This window comes from Saccharopolyspora tripterygii, assembly GCF_054778355.1.
The window spans coordinates 46,488-65,855 of record NZ_BAAGZP010000024.1 but is presented as its reverse complement, the minus strand read 5'-3'; the positions used below and the strand labels follow the sequence as shown (position 1 = coordinate 65,855).

21 protein-coding genes are annotated in these 19,368 nt (G+C 71.6%); 11 read left to right on the top strand and 10 right to left on the bottom strand.

The window, feature by feature from the left end; translation table 11 throughout:
* The first annotated feature begins 67 nt into the window (after positions 1–67).
* Positions 68–847, top strand: a complete 780-nt coding sequence (locus tag ACYVF3_RS19025; protein WP_461155571.1) for an alpha/beta fold hydrolase — start codon at positions 68–70, stop codon at positions 845–847.
* On the opposite strand, the gene ACYVF3_RS19020 is transcribed toward ACYVF3_RS19025, so the two are convergent.
* From ACYVF3_RS19020 to ACYVF3_RS19010, 3 genes are all read right to left on the bottom strand, one after another.
* Positions 848–2,194 (bottom strand): vWA domain-containing protein, encoded by a 1,347-nt coding sequence (locus tag ACYVF3_RS19020; RefSeq protein ID WP_461155570.1) that lies wholly within the window; start codon positions 2,192–2,194, stop codon positions 848–850.
* A complete protein-coding gene (locus ACYVF3_RS19015; RefSeq protein ID WP_461155569.1) occupies positions 2,191–3,063 on the bottom strand; it encodes an AAA family ATPase in 873 nt (290 codons plus the stop codon). The genes ACYVF3_RS19020 and ACYVF3_RS19015 overlap by 4 nt, the downstream gene beginning before the upstream one ends.
* A 78-nt stretch (positions 3,064–3,141) precedes the next feature.
* Entirely contained in the window at positions 3,142–4,650 is a 1,509-nt protein-coding gene (locus ACYVF3_RS19010; protein ID WP_461155568.1) for a molybdopterin-dependent oxidoreductase, read from the bottom strand.
* A gap of 136 nt (positions 4,651–4,786) precedes the next feature.
* On the opposite strand from ACYVF3_RS19010, the gene ACYVF3_RS19005 reads away from it, so the two are divergent.
* The gene (locus ACYVF3_RS19005) at positions 4,787–5,839 is read left to right on the top strand and encodes an NAD-dependent epimerase/dehydratase family protein (protein WP_461155567.1); all 1,053 of its coding nucleotides are present in this window, start codon (positions 4,787–4,789) and stop codon (positions 5,837–5,839) included.
* Here ACYVF3_RS19005 and ACYVF3_RS19000 read toward each other — a convergent pair.
* Genes ACYVF3_RS19000 through ACYVF3_RS18990 form a run of 3 tightly spaced genes read right to left on the bottom strand, consistent with a single transcriptional unit; the run spans position 5,813 to position 8,852 of the window.
* Positions 5,813–6,841 (bottom strand): sensor histidine kinase, encoded by a 1,029-nt coding sequence (locus ACYVF3_RS19000; RefSeq protein ID WP_461155566.1) that lies wholly within the window; start codon positions 6,839–6,841, stop codon positions 5,813–5,815. The genes ACYVF3_RS19005 and ACYVF3_RS19000 overlap by 27 nt on opposite strands.
* Entirely contained in the window at positions 6,841–7,539 is a 699-nt protein-coding gene (locus ACYVF3_RS18995; protein WP_461155640.1) for a response regulator transcription factor, read from the bottom strand. Before ACYVF3_RS18995 ends, ACYVF3_RS19000 begins: the two co-directional genes overlap by 1 nt.
* A gap of 5 nt (positions 7,540–7,544) precedes the next feature.
* Positions 7,545–8,852: a hypothetical protein gene (locus tag ACYVF3_RS18990; protein ID WP_461155565.1), complete on the bottom strand. Its 1,308-nt coding sequence runs from the start codon at positions 8,850–8,852 to the stop codon at positions 7,545–7,547.
* Positions 8,853–8,986: 134 nt separating this feature from the next.
* Between ACYVF3_RS18990 and ACYVF3_RS18985 the strand changes: the two genes are divergently transcribed.
* The 5 genes from ACYVF3_RS18985 to ACYVF3_RS18965 all read left to right on the top strand — a co-directional run bounded on the left by ACYVF3_RS18985 (position 8,987) and on the right by ACYVF3_RS18965 (position 12,561).
* Positions 8,987–9,646, top strand: a complete 660-nt coding sequence (locus ACYVF3_RS18985; protein ID WP_461155564.1) for a glycosyltransferase family 2 protein — start codon at positions 8,987–8,989, stop codon at positions 9,644–9,646.
* Complete coding sequence (locus ACYVF3_RS18980) at positions 9,643–10,299, top strand: TIGR04282 family arsenosugar biosynthesis glycosyltransferase (protein ID WP_461155563.1); 657 nt, start codon at positions 9,643–9,645, stop codon at positions 10,297–10,299. Before ACYVF3_RS18985 ends, ACYVF3_RS18980 begins: the two co-directional genes overlap by 4 nt.
* Positions 10,296–10,907: a methyltransferase domain-containing protein gene (locus ACYVF3_RS18975; RefSeq protein ID WP_461155562.1), complete on the top strand. Its 612-nt coding sequence runs from the start codon at positions 10,296–10,298 to the stop codon at positions 10,905–10,907. The genes ACYVF3_RS18980 and ACYVF3_RS18975 overlap by 4 nt, the downstream gene beginning before the upstream one ends.
* 275 nt (positions 10,908–11,182) lie before the next feature.
* Positions 11,183–12,184, top strand: coding sequence for a TerC family protein (locus ACYVF3_RS18970; protein WP_461155561.1), 1,002 nt, complete (start codon positions 11,183–11,185; stop codon positions 12,182–12,184).
* A 26-nt stretch (positions 12,185–12,210) separates the two neighbouring features.
* On the top strand, positions 12,211–12,561 hold the full coding sequence (locus ACYVF3_RS18965; RefSeq protein WP_461155560.1) for a TraR/DksA family transcriptional regulator: 351 nt from the start codon (positions 12,211–12,213) through the stop codon (positions 12,559–12,561).
* Positions 12,562–12,573: 12 nt separating this feature from the next.
* Here ACYVF3_RS18965 and ACYVF3_RS18960 read toward each other — a convergent pair whose 3' ends face one another.
* Positions 12,574–13,470: an acyl-CoA desaturase gene (locus ACYVF3_RS18960; RefSeq protein ID WP_461155639.1), complete on the bottom strand. Its 897-nt coding sequence runs from the start codon at positions 13,468–13,470 to the stop codon at positions 12,574–12,576.
* Between the two features lie 289 nt (positions 13,471–13,759).
* Here ACYVF3_RS18960 and ACYVF3_RS18955 point away from each other — a divergent pair, with 289 nt between their 5' ends.
* Positions 13,760–14,014: an SHOCT domain-containing protein gene (locus ACYVF3_RS18955; RefSeq protein ID WP_461155559.1), complete on the top strand. Its 255-nt coding sequence runs from the start codon at positions 13,760–13,762 to the stop codon at positions 14,012–14,014.
* 70 nt (positions 14,015–14,084) lie between these two features.
* Here the strand turns inward: ACYVF3_RS18955 and ACYVF3_RS18950 are convergent, their stop codons facing one another.
* Both ACYVF3_RS18950 and ACYVF3_RS18945 read right to left on the bottom strand, forming a co-directional pair.
* Entirely contained in the window at positions 14,085–15,518 is a 1,434-nt protein-coding gene (locus ACYVF3_RS18950; protein ID WP_461155558.1) for a DUF4153 domain-containing protein, read from the bottom strand.
* A gap of 100 nt (positions 15,519–15,618) precedes the next feature.
* Complete coding sequence (locus ACYVF3_RS18945; protein WP_461155557.1) at positions 15,619–15,921, bottom strand: hypothetical protein; 303 nt, start codon at positions 15,919–15,921, stop codon at positions 15,619–15,621.
* A gap of 385 nt (positions 15,922–16,306) precedes the next feature.
* Between ACYVF3_RS18945 and ACYVF3_RS18940 the strand changes: the two genes are divergently transcribed.
* From ACYVF3_RS18940 to ACYVF3_RS18930, 3 genes are all read left to right on the top strand, one after another.
* The gene (locus tag ACYVF3_RS18940) at positions 16,307–17,194 is read left to right on the top strand and encodes a class I SAM-dependent methyltransferase (protein ID WP_461155556.1); all 888 of its coding nucleotides are present in this window, start codon (positions 16,307–16,309) and stop codon (positions 17,192–17,194) included.
* Positions 17,195–17,285: 91 nt separating this feature from the next.
* A complete protein-coding gene (locus ACYVF3_RS18935) occupies positions 17,286–18,170 on the top strand; it encodes an SAM-dependent methyltransferase (RefSeq protein ID WP_461155555.1) in 885 nt (294 codons plus the stop codon).
* Between the two features lie 80 nt (positions 18,171–18,250).
* Positions 18,251–18,523: a GlsB/YeaQ/YmgE family stress response membrane protein gene (locus tag ACYVF3_RS18930; protein WP_461155554.1), complete on the top strand. Its 273-nt coding sequence runs from the start codon at positions 18,251–18,253 to the stop codon at positions 18,521–18,523.
* Here ACYVF3_RS18930 and ACYVF3_RS18925 read toward each other — a convergent pair.
* A complete protein-coding gene (locus ACYVF3_RS18925) occupies positions 18,518–19,315 on the bottom strand; it encodes an SAM-dependent methyltransferase (protein WP_461155553.1) in 798 nt (265 codons plus the stop codon). The genes ACYVF3_RS18930 and ACYVF3_RS18925 overlap by 6 nt on opposite strands.
* Between the last annotated feature and the right edge of the window lie 53 nt (positions 19,316–19,368).

The following is a 19,368-nucleotide window of genomic DNA, read 5'->3' as shown; positions in this document are numbered from 1 at the left end:
GCGCTCGAACCTCCCCTCACCCGCAGGCGCGGAGACCCCGCGTGGGCGATCGAACGGAAGGACACCGATGAGCGTCGGACACGAGGAGATCGGCGACGGCGAGTACGCGGTCATCGCCCTGCACGGCTGGTTCGGTTCGGCCGCGTCCTGGCGGGTGCTGCACCCGCACCTGGACACGAGCCGCTTCCGCTACGTCTTCCCGGACTACCGCGGCTACGGTGCGCGCATCGACGAGCCCGGCGAGCACACCCTGGCCGAGGCCGCGGCCGACGTCCTCGCGCTCGCCGACGGCCTCGGGCTGGACACCTTCTCGCTGGTGGGCCACTCGATGGGCGGTGCCGTCGCGCAGCGGGTGCTGGCCGACGCCTCGCAGCGGGTGGATGCGCTGGTCGGCATCTCACCGGTTCCGGCCTCCGGCGTGCCCTTCGACGACCAGGCGTGGGCGTTGTTCTCCGGTGCCGCCGACGAGCTCGGCAACCGCCGCGCCATCATCGACCTGACCACCGGCAACCGGCTCACCGCGGTCTGGCTGGACGCGATGGTCGAGCACTCCCGCCGGCACGCCGACCCGGGTGCCGTCGCCGACTACCTCCACGCCTGGGCGAAGGCCGACTTCCACGCCGAGATCGAGGGAAACCCGGTGCCGGTCAAGGTGATCGTCGGCGAGAACGACCCGGCCCTGGGGGAGGAGGCCATGAAAGCCACCTTCCAGCAATGGTATCCGCGCTGCGACCTCGAAGTCCTCCCCAACGCCGGTCACTACGCGATCGACGAGACCCCGATCGCGCTGGCCACCACGCTCGAAGGCTTCCTCGCCGGCCCCGCGCTGGAATCGCCCGCCGCGTGATCACACGGGGATGAGCGTCGAGACCAGGTGGGTCAACCGCCGGGTGTTGCGGCACTCGTGCATCTCGGCGACCTGCGCGTAGGCATGAGCCGCGGAATCGCCCGTGGACCACCGGCTCTCGGGCTCGGGGTTGAGCCAGAAGACCCGCCGGGCTCGCTCCTTGATGCTGTGCAGCGCGTCGAGCTCGGGGTTCCAGCCGTTGGTGCGGGCGTCGCCGAGGATCAGCACCGAGGTGCGCGGGCCGACCGCGTCGAGGTGGTGCTCGACGAACTCGGACAGCGCGTTGCCGTAGTCGCTGCTGTCGTGCCAGCCGGTGACGGTGGCCTCGGTGAGGATCCGGCGACCGAGCTCGGCGGGATCGGCCGCACCGGGCTCGATCATGCGCGTGACCTCGTCGGTGCGGTTGACGAACGCGAACACCCGGACCTTGCTGAACTGATCGCGCAGGGCCTGCACCAGCAGCATCGTGAAGTTGGCGAACCCGGCCACCGAACCCGACACGTCGCACAGCAGCACGATCTCCGGTCTGGCCGGACGGCGGTGGGCGTGCGCCGGGTGCAGCGGAACCCCGCCGGTCGACAGCGATCGGCGCAGCGTGCGGCGCAGGTCGATGCTGCCGCGGCTCGCGCGGCGACGCCGGGCGGCCATGCGGGTCGCCAGTTTGCGGGCCAGCGGCTGCACGGCGCGGCGGAGCTCGGCCAGCTGATCACGCCCGGCGTTGAGGAAGTCGACCTGGTCCGCGCTCGGCGCGATGGCGTGCTTGACGACGTGGTCGGTGCCGCGCAGCTCGGCGGACCGCCGGCGCGCTTCGGTGCGGACGCGTTCGCGGAAACCGTCGATGCGGCGGCGGATCTCGTCGCGGTCGAGGCGGTCGGTGAAGTCCTCCTCGGAGTCACCGCGCATCGCCGCGAGGACCCGGGCGAGCAGCGTCTGCGGCTGCAGGCGTTCCAGCGTCTGGTGCGCCGACCAGCCCTGCGGTCCGTCCGCGCTCCCGACTCCGCCGAGGGCGTCCACCGCCTCCCCGGCCAGCTGCGTCAGCGCTCCCGAGTCGTCCCCGGCCAGGGCCTGCACCAACCGCTGGTCGAGCTCGGCGTCATCGTCGTTGCGCGCGCTCTCCGGCGCGCCGACGCCGATCGGGAAGTAGAGGTCGAACGCCGCGTCGAAGACCTTGCGCTGACCGTCGTTTCGCAGCAGGGCCGCGGCCAGCCCCTCGCGCAGGTGCTCCCGGTCGGACATCCCGAGCACTTCCAGAGCCGCTGCCGCGTCGACGGTTTCGCCCGGTCCGATGCGAATTCCCTGCTCCCGCAACGCTCCGGCGAACCCGACCAGGCGGGACGGCAAGGTCATGGCACGACCAGCTTCTCGGTGGCCCGGCGGACGTCCTCCTGGTGCTTGAGGATCACGCCGAGGCTGTCGCGGACCACGTCCTCGTCGAGGGTGTCGGCACCGAGCGCGAGCAGCGTCCGGGCCCAGTCGATCGTCTCGGCCACCGAGGGGGACTTGCGCAGCTGCATCCCGCGCAGCGCGCCCACCACCTCGACGAGCGATCCGGCCAGCGCCTCGTCGAGGCCCGGTACCTTGAGCGACACGATGCGCTGTTCGAGATCGGCGTCGGGGAAGTCGATGTGCAGGAACAGGCAGCGGCGCCGCAACGCCTCGGACAGCTCCCGGGTGGCGTTGGAGGTCAGCACCACGAACGGGCGTTGCGACGCGGTGACGGTGCCGAGCTCGGGAACCGTCACCTGGAAGTCGCTGAGCACCTCCAGCAGCAGCCCCTCGACCTCGACGTCGGCCTTGTCGGTCTCGTCGATGAGCAGCACCGTCGGCTCCTCGCCGCTGATCGCCGTCAGCAGCGGCCTCGCCAGCAGGAACTCCTCGCTGAAGATGTCGGTGCGGGCCTCGTCCCAGGTCTCGTCCCGGCCCGCGGTGATGCGCAGCAGCTGCTTGGCGTGGTTCCACTCGTAGAGCGCCCGCGCCTCGTCGATGCCCTCGTAGCACTGCAGCCGCACGAGCCGCGCGTCGGCGACCGCCGCGACCGCCTTGGCCAGCTCGGTCTTGCCGACGCCGGCGGGACCTTCGACCAGCAGCGGTTTCCCGAGCTTGTCGGCGAGGAACACGGTGGTGGCCACTGCCGTGGAAGCCAGGTAGCCGGTCTCGGCCAGCTTCTCGACGACGTCGTCCACCGACTTGAAGATGCCCGTCCCGCCGTCGGTCACCGCACGCTCCCCTCACCCGAGTTCCACGCTGAACGGTTGCTCAGCGCGAGCGCCCGTGTCCAACGGAAGTGATGCCGGTCACTCGCACCGGAACGTGGTCTCGTGCAGGCCCGTCGCACCGTCGGGGACGACGCCCTGGCGCGCTTCGGTCTGCGGGACTCCGGTGCGGTCGATGGCGCGGCACTGCACCACGTGGTCACCGGAGGGCAGCTCCAACGTGACCCGCCACATCCGCCAGGTGTCGCGGCCGACTTCCGTGGACAGCTCCGCGGACTGCCAGGGCCCGCCGTCGACGCGCACCTGCACGCCGTCGATCCCGGTGTGCTGCGCCCACGCGATGCCCGCGACCGTGACCGGGCCTGCCGGGATCTGGGCCGCCGGCTGGGGACGGTCGATGCGCGACTGGGTCTTGATCGGGCCCCGCTGGGCCCAGCCGCGCTGCTGCCAGTAGGCCGGGCGGTCGAAGGTGGTGACCTCGGCGTCGACCAGCCACTTCGTCGCCGAGACGTAGCCGTAGAGACCGGGAACGACCATGCGCACCGGGAACCCGTGCCGCGCGGGCAGCGGTTCGCCGTTCATCTCGAACGCCAGCAGCGCGCCCCGGTCCGGTTCCAGCAGCACGTCGACCGGGGTGCCCGCGCTGTAGCCGTCGGTGCTGGTGGTCAGCAGCTGCTGCGCTCCCGGCCGGACGCCCGCCTCCAGCAGCAGGTCGCGGACCGGGACGCCGACGAAGTTCGCCGTGGAGATCAGGTTCCCGCCGACCTCGTTGGACACGCACGCCAGCGTGATGGTGCGCGCCTCCAGCCTCCGGTCGAGGAGGTCGGTGAACGACAGGTCCAGGTCGCGATCGACCATCCCGTGCACGCGCAGCCGCCAGTCCTCGGCGCGCAGCTGCGGCACGACCAGGGCGGTGTCGATCCGGTAGAAGCCGCTGTTGGGGGTGATGAAGCTCGGCGTGCCGTCGGCCGCGAAGTCCGCGCCCGCGGGGATCGGTGGTGCGGGGACCTTGGGCAGCCGGGCAGCGACGGCTCGCTGCGAGATGGCCACCCCGGATCCCTTCGACAGCGAGCTTCCGGCGACGCCCGCCAACCCCGCTCCGACCACGACCAGTCCCGAGGTGGCCAGGAAGCGACGCCGGTCGATCTCGGTGCTGGGAGCCGCCGGAGCCCGGCCGAGGTGGTGCAGCAGTGCGAATACGCCGACCCCGACGATCATCGAGACCAGCGCGGGTCCCAGACCGCCTTCGGGACGGCTCAGCGCCGCCACCACCCCGATCAGGCCGACCGCGCCGATCACCAGCGCGCCCGGCAGCGCCGTGCGCCGCGAGAAGAGGCCTGCCAGCGCGCCCAAGGCGGCGATGACCAGCGCCATCCCGACGATGAGCGCGAGCTTGTCGGCGGTGCCGAACACCGCCACGGCGAACTCCTTGACGCCGGGTGGCACCAGGTCGATGAAGGCGCCGCCGACGGCGACCGGGGGAGAGGTGCGCGGATCGCCGAAGCCGGCCACCAGGTGCCCGGCGGCCAGCGCCGAACCGGCCGCGAGGAGTCCGGTCACGACCGCACGGCCGCGGGAGAGGGAGGTCATGCCTCCATTCGAGCTCGCTCCACCGCCCGGTGCCAGTTCCGGAAGCCGCGCGTAAGGGAGTCGAAAGTTCTTGCGGAAGAATGACATCGCAGTCCGCTCGGATTCGTCCAGGCCGCCTCGGACCTAGCGTCGAGGCGTGCGCATTCTGCTGACCGGCGCTGCCGGGTTCATCGGCTCGGCCATCGCCGAGACCCTCACCGCCCACGGCCACGAGATCGTCGCGCTCGACGCGCTGCTGCCCCAGGCCCACGGCGTCGTTCCCGAGACCCCGCATCCGCTGGTGCGCGGTGACGTGCGCGACTCGGACCTGGTGCGCGAGCTGCTGCGCGGCGTGGACCTGGTCTGCCACCAAGCGGCGATGGTCGGGCACGGCGTCGATCCCTTCGACATGCCCGCCTTCGCCGCGCACAACGACCTCGGCACCGCGGTGCTGCTCGCCGCGATGCACGAGACGGGGGTGCGGCGTTTGGTGCTGGCCTCCTCGATGGTGGTCTACGGCGAAGGCCGCTACCGCTGCGCCGAGCACGGGCTGGTCCGGCCCGGCAGGCGTCGAGCCGAGGACATCGGCGCGGGCCGGTTCGAGCCGCCGTGCCCGCGTTGCGCCGAGCCCCTGGTGCCCGAGTCGGTGCCCGAGGACGCCGTGCTCGACCCGCGCAGCACCTACGCGGCGACCAAGCTCGCGCAGGAGCACCTCGCGGCGGCCTGGGCCCGGCAGACCGGGGGAGACGTGCGGGCGCTGCGCTACCACAACGTGTACGGCCCGAGGATGCCCAGCGGCACGCCGTACGCCGGCGTGGCCTCGCTGTTCCGCTCCGCCCTGGAGCGGGGCGAGGCCCCGACCGTGCTGGAGGACGGCGGTCAGCGGCGCGACTTCGTGCACGTCCGGGACGTCGCCGCCGCCAACCTCGCCGCCGTGACAACGCCGGCGCCGCCGGGGGAGCTCGACGCGGTCAACATCTGCTCCGGACGACCCCGCACGATCGGCGACCTGGCCCGGGAGCTGTCGCTGGCCTGCGGTGGTCCGGCTCCGGAGGTGGTCGGCGGCGCGCGGCCCAACGACGTCCGGCACATCGTCGCCGACCCGGCGAAGGCTCGGCGCGTTCTCGGCTTCCGAGCCTCGGTCGCCTTCGCCGACGGGGTGCGGGAATTCGCCGACGCCCCGCTACGCGGCGCCGTCGGCGAGCGGTAGCCGGACCTCGAACCGGCAGCCGGGGCCGTGGTTGCGGGCGGTGAGATCCCCGTCGTGCGCCTGCACCAGGCCGCGGGCGATCGCCAGCCCCAGCCCGGCCCCGGCCGGTTCGTGCTCGTGGTCGCCGCGCGCGTGATCACCCCGGTAGGCGATGTCGAAAACCCGCTCCAGATCGGCGGCGTCGATGCCACCGCACCCGTCGTCGACCCGCAGCCACGCCTGGCGGCCGTCACGTCCCGCGCTGAGCACCACCGAGCCGCGCGCCGGGGTGTGCCGGATGGCGTTGGACAGCAGGTTGCGCACCACCCTCGCCAGCTCCGAGTCGCTGCCGGTCACCACCGGCCACTCCTCGGTCTCGGTGGCCAGCCGCACGCCGCGCCGCTGCGCGCGCGAGTGCTCGGCGGCGACGGCCTCGTCGACGACGTCGTGCAGCGGCACCGCGGAGAACTCCAGGTGCAGCGCGCCCGCCGTGATGCGGGAGAGCTCGAAGAGGTCGTCCACCATGCTCGACAGTCGTTCGGTCTCGCCCTGGATCCGGCCCGCGTAGGAGCAGATCTCGCGGGGCTCGTCGACCACGCCGTCGGCCAGCGCCTCGGCCATCGCGCGGATCCCGGCCAGCGGGGTACGCAGGTCGTGGCTGATCCAGGCCACCAGCTCGCGGCGGGAGGCCTCGGCGGCGCGTTCGCGGGCGCGCGCCTCGCGCTCCCACACGCTCCGGCGCGCGATGTTGCGGCCCAGCACCACCGCGACCGGGACGGTGACCACACCGACGGCGGTGCAGATGACGACCACGGTGGTCAGCAGCGGGCCGAACATGAACCCGGTGATCCCGAGGACACCGGCCAGGGTGGCCACGAGCGGCACGAGCACCAGCACCGTCAGGGCGGTGGCCAACGACCGGTGCCGGAGCAGGTAGAGCAGTCCGGCGCCGATCAGCGCCACCGGCAGCGACAGGCCGATCGCGTACGGCGCGACGTGGGTGAGCTCGGTGAGCAGGTCCATCAGCCGGCCTCGGGGTCGTAGCGGTAGCCGACGCCCCACACCGTGCTGATCCGGTGGGGGCGGTCCGGTCTCGGCTCGATCTTCTCCCGCAACCGTCGCATGTGGACGGTGACGGTGGACTGGTCGCCGAAGTTCCAGCCCCACACCGTTTCCAGCAGCTCGGCGCGGGTGAACGCCCTGCGGGGGTTGCGCATCAAGTGGGCGAGCAGGTCGAACTCCCGGGTCGTCAGCGCCAGCTCCGCGCCGTCGAGGGTGCAGCGGCGGGCGTCCGGGTCGAGCACGAGCGAACCGTCCACGATGGACTCCTGCATCGCCGGTGGGGCGTGGGTGGCCCGTCGCAGCACCGAGGTCACCCGCAGCACCAGCTCCCTCGGGCTGAAGGGCTTGACGACGTAGTCGTCGGCACCCAGCTCCAGTCCGGCGACCCGGTCGGACTCCTCGCCCAGCGCGGTCAGCATCACCACCGGAACCGGCCGGGATTCGCGCACACTGCGGCACACCTCCAAGCCGCCGATGCCCGGCAGCATCAGGTCCAGCACGATGAGGTCCGGCCTGAGCTCGGCGTTGCGGCGCAGCGCGGTCTCGCCGTCACCGGCCAGGTCGACCCGATAGCCGGCTCGCTCCAGGTAGCGGCGGACGACGTCGCGCACCGCGTGGTCGTCGTCGACGACCAGCACTCGTCCGGCCTGTTCGCGCATCCCCATCACCAGCTCGTCGCCATCGCGTGGTTGACCGCCAGCGCGGTCACCGCCTGCGCGCCCAGCCACCATCGCCGCGAACCGGCGGGCAGCAGGGCACCTCCCACAGCGAACCACACCCCGAAGGGCAACCAGATCCGTTCGACCTCGGCCTTGCTCAACCCCGACAGGTCCGCCGCCAGCACTGCCAGCGTCGCGGCGATCACCAGCACCCGCAACGCGTCGACACCCGCTGCGACCCGGCTCAGGCGGCCGGAGAGCGCGGCGGTCAGCGCGACCGCGGCGAGCGGGCCCGCGGAGAGCAGGAAGGCGCCGAGGTTGCCCACCACCCAGTAGGAGTAGGGCCGCTGGGCGAACGCGCCCTGGTGGTAGCGCTGGACCACGAGGTGGTACCCGTCGACCCACCAGAACCCGACCGCGGCGAAAGCGCCGACGACCATCAGCGCGCCGAGCGCGGCGATCAGGAGGGTCTTCCACGACCGGCGGGCCAGCACCACGGCGAGCGCGATCACACCGACGAGCGCCAGTCCGTAGCTGAGGAACAGCGCGAAGCCCAGCAGCAGGCCGCCGAGCAGGGAGGGCAGCGCGCGGCGCAGGGCCAGCAGCGCGATGCCGGTCGCGGTGACGCCGGCGAACAAGCCGTCTGCCGAGACGCCCATCCACACCGCACCGGGCAGCAGCACCACGAAGGGGACCACCGCGCGCGCCGCGTTCTCGTCGCGCAGCGCCCGGACGGTCACCGGGATCGCGATCGCGGTCGTCGAGGCCACCAGCACCGTCACCAGCGACGCCCAGGTGCCGCCGCCGAGTCCGAGCCGGTCCAGCCACGTGTAGACCAGCAGGGCACCCGGTGGGTGTCCCGAGACGTGCACCGTCCAGGACCCGGGCCGGCCGGCGAGCACGTGCTGGGTGAACTCGCCGAGCATCATCGGGATGTCGTGCACGCGGGGCACGTCGTGGAGGTACTCGGTCCAGTCCGTCAGCCGCTCGGTGAACCCCGCGCGCCACCCGTCCACCAGCGCCAGCGACACGGTCCAGCCCAGCGCCGCCGCGTACCCGGCCGCCAGCAGTCCCCGCCACGGCAGCCGCGCCGCCAGCGGTGGACCCCACGCGACGACCGCGACCGCCAGGCCGATCGCCAAGGGCGTTCCAGGGCCGAGGTGGGGATGCCAGAAGCCGAAGAGCGGGGCGCCGTCGGCGTGCAGCGGGACGCCGGCTCGGTTGAGGACGTGTCCGGCGATCGCCGTGGCGGCGATGACCATCGCGGCGGCGGCGAGCGCGATCAGCTCGGCGCGTCGGGGCAGGGTGGGCACCGCCGCGAAGGTAGTCGCGCACCTGCCTCCCGGCCACGGTGCGCGGGGATCCGTCAGAATCCCGTAACAACTCCTCGGGCGTAATGATTCGGTAAGCGTCGCAGTACTTTTCGCGGGGTCCACTGTGCGCTTTCATGATCCGCGTGGACCAAGTGGACGTGGTGCTGCCCTGCCTCGACGAAGCCGCCGCTCTGCCCGGAGTGCTCGCGGCGTTGCCCCCTGGATACCGGGCACTGGTGGTGGACAACGGATCTCGCGACTCCTCACCCGGAATCGCCCAGGCCCGGGGTGCGACGGTGATCGCCGAACCCCGTCGCGGCTACGGGGCCGCCGTGCACACCGGGCTCGAAGCCGCGCGCTCCGAGATCGTGTGCTTCGCCGACTGCGACGGCTCCCTGGACCCGGCGGCGCTGCCGGAGCTGGTGGAGCAGGTGCGGCGCGGGGCCGACCTGGCCGTCGGCAGGCGCGTCCCGGCCGTCTCCGGTGCCTGGCCGTTGCACGCGCGAGCGGGCAACGCGCTGATCGCCGCCCTGCTGCGCCGGCGCGGTGTGCCGGTCCACGACATCGCTCCGCTGCGAGCGGCCCGCCGCGCCGACCTACTGGAGCTCGGGGTCGCTGACCGCGCCTTCGGCTATCCCCTCGAACTGCTGAGCAGGGCGGGAAGCGCGGGCTGGCGGATCGTCGAGATCGACGTCGAGTACCGGCCGCGCACCGCGGGAACCCGCTCGAAGGTCTCCGGATCCGCGCGGGGCACGCTGCGGGCAGTCCGCGACATGGCGCGGGTGCTGCGATGACCGCCCTGCTGGTCGTTGCCAAGGCGCCTGTCGCCGGACTCGCCAAGACCCGGTTGTGCCCACCGGCCACGCCTGAGCAGGCCGCCGAGATCGCCGCCGCCAGCCTGCTCGACACCCTCGACGCCGTGCGCGCGACGCACGGGACCCGCGCGGTGGTCGCCCTCACCGGCGATCTCGACCTCGCCGCCCGGGCTCCCGAACTGCGCGAAGGGCTCGCGACCGGGCGCGTGCTGCCGCAGCGCGGTGACGGGTTCCCGCAGCGCCTGGCGCACGCGCACGCCGACACCGCCGCCGCCTGGCCGGGAATGCCGGTGCTGCAGATCGGGATGGACACCCCGCAGGTCACCGCGGCACTGCTCGGGGAGTCCTGCGAGCGGCTGGCCACGGCCGATGCGGTGTACGGCCCCGCCGCCGACGGGGGTTGGTGGGCCGTCGGCTTCCGCGATCCCCGGTGTGCCGCACTGCTCGCCGACGTCCCGACGTCCCGGCCCGACACCGGCAGGCGGACCCTCAACGCGCTGCGCGCGGCCGGATTGCGCGTTTGCGAACTGCCCGAGCTCACCGACGTCGACACCATGCCCGACGCCCGCGCGGTGGCTGAGCTGGTGCCGCGCGGGCGCTTCGCCGCGGCGGTGGCCGGGTGCCCCCGGTGAGCGGCGAGTTCGACGCGGCGCTCGGCGGTGCCCCGGCGAGGTTGGAGACCAGCGACGGCAGTGTCCGCAGGCTGCCCGGTCACCGCTGGATCGCCCAGCCCGACGCCGCCGACCGGCACGTGCTGGCCGCGTGCCGGGGACCGGTCCTGGACATCGGCTGCGGCCCGGGCAGGCTCGCGGCGGCGCTGACCGGGGCCAGCGTGATGTGCCTGGGCATCGACAGCTCGCCGCTGGCGGTCGAGATGACCCTCGCGCGCGGAGCCAGTGCGCTGCACCGCGACGTGTTCGGGCCGCTGCCGGGAGAGCGGGGGTGGCGCGAGGTGCTGCTGCTGGACGGCAACATCGGCATCGGCGGAGACCCGGCCGCCCTGCTCCGCCGGGTGCGCGGACTCCTGCGGCCCGGGGGTGCGGCCTGGGTCGAGGTCGAGCCGCCCGGGGCCGGGATCTGGTGCGGCACCGGAACGGTCGTCGGTGCCGGCCGCCGGGGTCGGACGTTCCGCTGGGCGAGGGTCGGCGCCGACGCGATCTCCGCGCTGTCCGCCGGGTTCGGCAGGCGACTGGTCGAGATCGACGGGCGGTGGTTCGCGGTCCTGATCTCGACGCCTTGACCTCGGGTGGCCGGAGCACGAGGATTCCGGCGCGCGTGGGACCATGAGTCCAGTGTGGACTTTCGGAAAAATCCCACCGGCGAGGATGAATCGGACTTAGCGCACCAAAATCTCCTGCCCGGCTGTGATTTGTGCGCCAAAGTTCGGGTTCGTCCGCCCGAATTCGCCGGGATTGTCGCAACGATCTCCCGGGGTCCGGTTTTCCATACAGTATTCTGCATGCACTGGTCCGGATCCGGGGCAGGGCGCGCAGCTGTCGGTGTGAGGGGACGCGGATGAACTTCCCGGTGTGGGTGTGGGCGGTGACGCTTGTCGCGCTGCTCGGCCTGATCGCGGCAGACCTGCTGGTGGTGGGCCGGCGACCGCACGCGGTCGGCGTCAAGGAGGCCGGCCTGTGGGTGGCCCTCTACGTCGCGCTCGCGGTGATCTTCGGCGGGCTGCTGTTCGTCTTCGCCGGTTCCACCAGCGGCGCTGAGTTCTTCGCCGGGTACGTCACCGAGTACAGCCTGTCGGTGGACAACCTGTTCGTCTTCGTGATCATCATGTCGCGCTTCGCGGTGCCCCGCGAGCACCAGCACCGGGTGCTCTACATCGGCATCCTGATCTCGCTCGTGCTGCGCGCGGCGTGCATCGCCGCCGGTGTCGCGGTGCTCGCCGCGTTCAACTGGGTGTTCTACCTGTTCGGCGCGTTCCTGATCTACACGGCGATCAAGGTCGCCCGCGACGCCGGTGGCGACGAGCCCGACGACGAGGGCAGCGGCATGATCCGCGCGCTGCAGAAGTTCGTCCCCACCACCGACACCTACGACGGCGGCAAGATGGTCACCCGCGTCGACGGCAAGCGGATGTTCACGCCGCTGCTGCTGGTCGTGGCCGCACTCGGGCTGGCGAACGTGATCTTCGCGCTCGACTCGATGCCGGCCATCTTCGGGCTGACCAAGGACGGCTTCGTCATCTTCACCGCCAACGCCTTCGCGCTGATGGGGCTCCGGCAGCTGTACTTCGTCATCGGCGGGCTGCTGGACCGGCTGATCTACCTCAGCTACGGGCTGGCGGTCATCCTCGGCTTCATCGGCCTCAAGCTGATCGTCGAGGCCCTTCACGGATCGCACGTCGAGGAGATCCACTTCGCGGTCCCGGACATCGGCATCGCGGCGTCGCTCGGGTTCATCGTGGTCACATTGGCGGTGACCACCGTCGCGAGCCTGGCCCGCTCCCGCGCCAAGCGGCAGGAGCCCGCCCCCGAACCGGTGACCGCCGGAGCCGATCCGGAATAAACCCGGCCGCGCGGCGTTGACCGGGCATGGCGCGCAAGTCGCCGGAGAAGCTCCTGGCCGACCAGAGGACCGAGGTGCAGCACCGCATCGAGTCGCTGCAGAGGCACCTCACGTCCATCGTCGAGTCCACCACCTGGACCACCAACGACGACGAGCACGACCCCGAAGGCGTCACCATCGCCTACGAGCGCGCCCAGACGCAGGGTCTGCTCGCCGACGCCAAGGCCGAGCTCGAAGCCCTCGACGAGGCCGCTCACCGCGTCGAGAACGGCACTTACGGTCAGTGCCGGCGCTGCGGCAAGCGCATCACCAAGGAACGCCTGGAAGCCCTCCCGGCGGCCGAGCTCTGCATCCGCTGCACCTCCGCGAGGCGATGAGTCAGGCCCGTATCAGTCCTCGCCCACGGCGAGGCGGGACAGGCGGGTCGGGGTGGGCCAGCGGACGTGGTGGGCCCATCCGGCCTTCTCGAACAGCCAGATGACCCGGGCGGAGATGTCGATCTGGCCGCGCTGGACGCCGTGACGGGCGCAGGTCGGGTCCGCGTGGTGCAGGTTGTGCCAGGACTCGCCCATGCTCAGGATCGCCAGCGGCCAGAAGTTGGCGGCCTTGTCCCGGCTCTTGAACGGCCGCTCCCCGACGAGGTGGCAGATCGAGTTCACCGACCAGGTCACGTGGTGCAGGAAGGCCACCCGGACGAGCCCGGCCCAGAAGAACGCGGTCAACGCGCCCCACGCGGTCCCGGTGATCAGCCACCCCATGAGGCCGGGCAGCAGGAACGTTGCGACCGTCAGGGGACCGAACAGCTTGTGGACCAGGCGCATGTCCGCATCGGCCAGCAGGTCGGGGACGAAGCGCTCCTGGTTGGTGAGGTCACGCTCGAACACCCAGCCCATGTGTGCGTGCCAGAACCCGCGGACCAGCGCGGCCGGCGAGGTGCCGAACGCCCACGGCGAGTGCGGGTCGCCCTCCCGGTCGGCGAAGGCGTGGTGCCTGCGGTGATCGGAGACCCAGTGCAGGATCGGTCCCTGCACGGCCATGCTCGCCACCACGGCGAGGGTGATGCGCAGCCACCGCTTCGCGCGGAAGGCCCCGTGGGTGAAGTAGCGGTGGTAGCCGACCGTCACGCCGAGGATGGTCAGCAGGTACCAGCCCGCGGCCAGGGCCACGTCCCACCATTTCAGGCCCCATCCCCACGCCAGCGGCACGGCTGCCACCAGGGCGAGGAAGGGCCCGAGGATGAACACGTACACAGACAGTTGCGGACCCCACGGCCTGCGGCCGGCCATGACGGGCTTGGGTCCGGCGATCTCAGCTGCGTCCAACTTCGAGCTCCCGCCTGGTGGCGCCGAAAAATACCGTCTCGCCCACCAAACCCCGGATGCGCGGGTGATCGCAAGAAACGACGCGGCAACCAAGGGTGAACGACCGAGGTTTTCCAGGCTCGTGTGCGCTGCGTGCGCATCGGTCCCGACCCGGACTACGTCGCGGGCGGTAGCCGAGGTGTCGCTCGTGACCCGACGTCACCACGGCCTCCGCCGCCGATCCTGGACTCACCGACGAAGAAGGTGAGCAGAGATGGTGACCGAGTTGCTGATGCAGTGGGGCCCCGGGCACGGGCCCGGTGGGCACGGCGGAGGACCGTTCTGGATCTTCGGCCTGGTCTGGATGGTGCTGATCGCGTCGCTGATCGTCACGGCGATCTACGCGATCCTGCGCAGGACGCGACGGAACTCGCCGACCGCTAGCGCGCGGACGATCCTCGCCGAGCGCTACGCGCGGGGCGAGCTCAGCGGCGAGGAGTACCGGGAGCGGCTGAGCGAACTGGGCTAGGAAGCGCTTGGGGTGCGCGACTTCGCGGAGAAGCAGCGCACCCCAGGTGCGTTCGCGCCGGGTCCGAGTCTCAGGGGCGGCTGAGCGCGTCGGTGAGGTTCCACGAACGCCACGAGAGCTCGCCGGCGTCCGCGGTGATGTCGAGGACGACCGACTGCTTGAGCTCCGCGGGCAGGCGGTCGATCGAGGGCAGCGCGTCGGCGGAGAGCGTCGCCAGGTACTCGGGATCGATCTTGCCGGTCTGCTCGAACCGGGTCACGTTGGCCCCGGCGACCACGCCCTCGGGATTCACCGCGGCCAGCACGAGCAGGGCGCCCACGGCCGTTCCGAGGATCGCGGTGGGCAGCCAGTGCGCGCGCAGCCGCACACCGGCGGCGATGATCATCGCGTAGACGATGCCCAGCCAGATCTCGCAGGTCATCACCAGCAGGCGCAACACCGTGTACCCGTAGGCGTCCTGGTACGACCACATCCGGGCCAGCGCCGAGCCGACGATGACCAGCGTCAGCACCACCAGCGCGCCGACCAGGCCGCGCAGCAGGTTCCGCTCGGCCGCGCTGCGCCGGGGCGCCCAGCGCGCGGCGGCGGCGATGACCGGCAGGGTCAGGATCGTCACCAGCGTGAGCTGCCAGAACCCGCTTCGCGCGTAGGCGGAGAAGGTCAGTCCGGCGCTGTCGTGCACGTGCGCGGGACCGCCGAACAGCGACGTCGCCTGCACGACGATGAACAGCGCGAACAGGGCGACCAGCACGCCGATCGGCACCGCCCACTCCGGTCCGCGCAGCGTGCGGCGCTCGCCGCCTGCCGGATCCAGTCGGGGCGGGCGCAGGGCGGTGAACGCGGCGCCGAGCGCCAGCAGGGTGAAGGGCACGAACACGAACGTCGCGCGGAAGAACGTCTCGAAGTCCAGCTCGGGCACGACGGCGTCGGCGATCCGCGCGAAGTTCTCGTCGGCTCCGGCGAACAGCGCCCCGAAGATCAGCAGCAACAGCAGGGCCACCAGCCCGGAGAAGCCCATGCGCAGCGCCCGGCTGCCGCGCACCCGCCCGCGCATGCCCCGAGCGGTCCACGGCAGCGCGCGGCAGGCCGCCACCGGGACCGCGACGGCCATCAGGACCAGCTCCCGGACCGCGCGGGCGTCGCTGACCGCCAGCGCAGCGGCCACCGCGGAGGTGAGCACGCACAGCGCCGAGAGCCATTCGGCGCTGCGCAGCGCGCACACCGACAGCAGGAGGAGTCCGGCCGCGGCCCACAGCACCCTGCCGATCCGCGCCTCGCGGACGGCGAACAGCAGCGCGGCCGCGCTCACCGCCCCGAACAGGGTCCAGCCGATCCCGGGATCGTCGAGGGGGAGGAACACCGCGGCGGCGAGGCCGCTGATCAGCGCGGCGAGCAACGCGCGGGCGGCACCGGACTCGGGCTTGGGCCAGAACGAGTCGAACAGGGGTGGGGCGGGGACCTGGTACTGCGAGACGACCGGTGGGGAAGCGGTGTGGTCGGACATGTTCCTCCAAGCGAACCGTGCTTCGCCTGAAGACGTTCCAAGCCCGGCGCGGTTGCTCGCGCCGGGCTTGGACGACCGGACCGTTATGGCACCGAGATGCTCAGTTGTTGCGGGCTGCCTGCCGGGAACCGGGGGCCGACAGCCTGCCGCGCGCGGTGACCAGCGCGGTGCGCGCGTCGGCGCGTTCGCCGTGCGCCAGGTGCGCGGCAGCGCTGCGCACCGCGGTCGCCGCGTCGGGGGAGACGGCGATCTGCGGGTGCTCGTCGAGCAACACGACGGCGCGGGTGAGCTCCTGGCGGGCTCGGTCGGCCGGGTTGTTCGGCTTCGTCAGCAAGTCGATGAGGGCTGTGTCCACCGCGTCGCGCAGGGCCGCCTCGGTCGAGCTGTGCGGTAGTGCAGTCACGGCCCGGGAGTCTATGCGCTGAACGGCACAATTTTCGCGGTCGTCGATCACCCACACGGGTGGATCTTGTTGGTCCGGTGCAACGGTGCGTTGAGCGGGGTGCGTCCATTCGCCATTTCCGAGCGTCTGCGCCCGCTCATCACCCCGGGCTCGCGGCCGGGTCGGAGTTCGCTCCGCGGCTCGAACCGGTGTGCGCATTTCGCCTGGTTGCAAGGCATTTCAGCGGTTCGTCCGCTCTGCGATGTGCCTTAACGCACACGTAGTTGCTGTACGCAACTAGTTTGTTACGGTCACGATCAGTGCCGAATTCAGCTCAGCGCGTTCGGCCTAATACCTGAACCGATGAGGCCCCGGGGGACTTGCGCGGGGGCCGGGAGGTGCAAGCGTGACAACTGGCCAGCAATGGGACATCGTGACCAGCGTCGGGCTGACGGCTCTGGGCGTGGCCGCGGCGCGTGCGCTGGAGACGCACCGCGAGGACCGCCTGATGTCGGACCCCTACGCCGCGGCGTTCGTGAAGGCCGCCGACGCACCGGCGCCGATGCCGACCTCCCCGGAGGAGGTCGCGCAGCTGCCGGCCGACTCCATCTGGGCGCAGGCCCAGATGGAGGACTACATGGGCGTGCGGTCGCGCTGCTTCGACGACTTCTTCACCGAAGCGGGCGAGGCCGGCGTCCGCCAGGCCGTCATCCTGGCCTCCGGCCTGGACGCCCGCGCCCACCGCCTGGACTGGGCCGCGGGCACCACCGTGTTCGAGATCGACCAGCCCAAGGTCCTGGAGTTCAAGCAGACCGTGCTCGACGGCCTCGGAGCCGTGCCCAAGTGCGCTCACCGGCCCGTGCCGATCGACCTGCGCGAGGACTGGGCCTCGGCGCTGCTCTCCGCGGGCTTCGACCCCGAGGCGCCCACCGCGTGGCTGGCCGAGGGGCTGCTGCCCTACCTGCCGCCGGAGGCCGAGCAGCAGCTGCTGGCCAGCATCGACAAGCTCTCGGCGTCCGGGAGCCGATTGGCGGTGGAGGACTTCCAGAACGTCACCCGGCTGTTCGAGGACGAGAACCTCGCGGAGTTCGGGCAGGAGTGGGGCATCGACATGCGCGAGCTCCTGCACTCCGACGACCGCCCGGAGGCCCCCGACGTGCTGCGCGGGCTCGGCTGGGAGGTCGAGGCCGAAGGCGCCGAGGACAAGGCGCAGCGCTACGGTCGCGACCTCAACGGCATGTTCGGCCAGATGGCTGACACCGGACGCTTCGTGATGGCCCGCAAGACCGCATGAGGTGACCGCGAACCCGGAAGGGCCTGCTGGGCGGGTTCTTCCGGGTCGTGTTGGTGGACCCGCGCCGACCTCCCGCCTTACGCTCGCGCACGTGGTGGATCAGGACTGGGGGGTCGCGAGCGGCGTCGGTCTGACCGCGCTCGCGGTCGCCGCGATGCGCGCGATCGAGACCTGCAGGCACGACCGGCTCATCGACGACCCGCACGCCGCGACGCTGGTGCACGCGGCCGATCAGGGCGTCGGATTCCCGACCACGCCCGAGGCGCTGGCGGCGATCCCGGAAGACGGTCCGCGCTGGGCCGAGCGCGTAGACCACTACCTGGGCGTCCGCTCCCGGGCCTTCGACGACTTCCTGACCGCGGCGGGCGAATCCGGTCTGCGGCAGTGCGTGATCCTGGCCGCCGGCCTCGACGCGCGCGCCTACCGGCTCGAATGGCCCTCCGGGACCGCGGTGTTCGAGCTCGACCAGCCAAAAGTGCTGCATTTCAAGCAGAACACCCTCGCCGAGGCCGGTGCCGAACCCGGTTGCGAGCATCGGTTGGTGGGTGTCGACCTGCGGGACGACTGGCCCGCAGCACTGATCGCCGCAGGTCTGGACGTCACCGCTCCCACGGCGTGGCTGGCCGAAGGACTGCTGCCGTACCTCCCGGGCGATGCGAGGCTCCGGCTGCTGGAGTCGGTCTCCGAGCTGTCCGCCCCCGGGAGCCGCCTGGCGGTGGAGGAGTTCCGCGGCACGCGGAAGATCGCCGCCGACCCGCAGATCTCCTCCTTCGGGGCGAAGCAGGGGATGGACCTCGACACCGTTCTGCACGACGACGGAGAACTGCCCGTCGCCGAATCCCTGGCGAAGCTCAATTGGGTGAGCGAGATCGAGTTCAGCGAGGTCGCGGCCGGCCGACTCGGTCGGAATCCGGGGCCCGGAGCTGCTCCGATGCTCGATGTCAGCCAATTCGTGATAGCAGTGAAACGCGGGTGAAAACGATCACCGAGACCTCGCGGGCATGATCGGAGTACCCTGGGAATTCACATTGTCCGCGACCGAAACGGGTGAGCTCGGTGTTTTTGACAATTCTCGGTTGGATCGTCTTCGGTCTGATCGCGGGCTTCCTGGCCCGCGCCATCGTCCCGGGCAAGGACGACATCGGCCTGCTGATGACGATCGTCCTCGGCGTCGTCGGATCCGTCGTGGGTGGTTTCCTGTTCGGCCTGTTCACGGTCGGCCTGCGGGGATTCCAGCCGGCGGGGTGGATCGGCTCGGTGATCGGCGCGATCATCGTGCTGGTCATCTACAACGCGGTCACCGGCCGCAAGCGGCGCAGCCGCTCATAATTTCCGGCCGACGCCCACGAGCGCGGTGAAGCGCTCCGGGTTGTCGCCGACATCGGAGGGGGAGACCGGTCGCCACTGCGGCATGAACACCAGGCCCGGTTCGACCAGTTCGAAACCCTCGAAGAACTCGCCGATCTCAGCTCGGGAGCGGAACGTCATCGGAGTTGTCGTCCGCTTCTGGTAGAGGTCGGCGTGTTCGTCGGCGACATCCGGGCGCCCCTCGCCGGTCGCGTGCGAGACGCACAGGAAACTGCCCGGCGCCAACGCTTCCCGGTAGCCGGCGATGACGCGCTGCGGATCTGATTCGTCGCCGACGAAGTGCAGCAGCGCCACCATCATCACCGCTACCGGCTCGTCCAGGTCGAGCAGCGCGGCGACCTCGTCGGATTCGAGCACCTCCTGCGGGTCGCGGGCGTCCGCGCGCAGGATCTCGGCATCGGGGTTGTCGGCCAGCAGCTTCTTGCTGTAGGCCACGGCGACCGGATCGGTGTCGACGTAGACCACGCGGCTCCCCGGTGCGGCCAGCTGCGCCACCTCGTGCACGTTGCCGACCGTCGGGATTCCCGATCCCAGGTCGAGGAACTGGCGGATGCCCTGCTCGACGCAGTAGTGCACCGACCGCCGCAGGAAGGCCCGGTTGGCCTGCATGATCTGCGGCAGCTCCGGCCACATCGCGATCGCCTCATCGCCCATCCGGCGGTCCACGGCGAAGTTGTGGTTGCCGCCGAGGTAGTAGTCGTAGACCCGAGCGGCGTTGGGCTTGTCCAGATCGATCTCGTCCGGCTCGGGCATCGCGTCCTCCTCACGGCTGGGCGGGGGAGACCGCCCAGCCGTGATGCTAAATC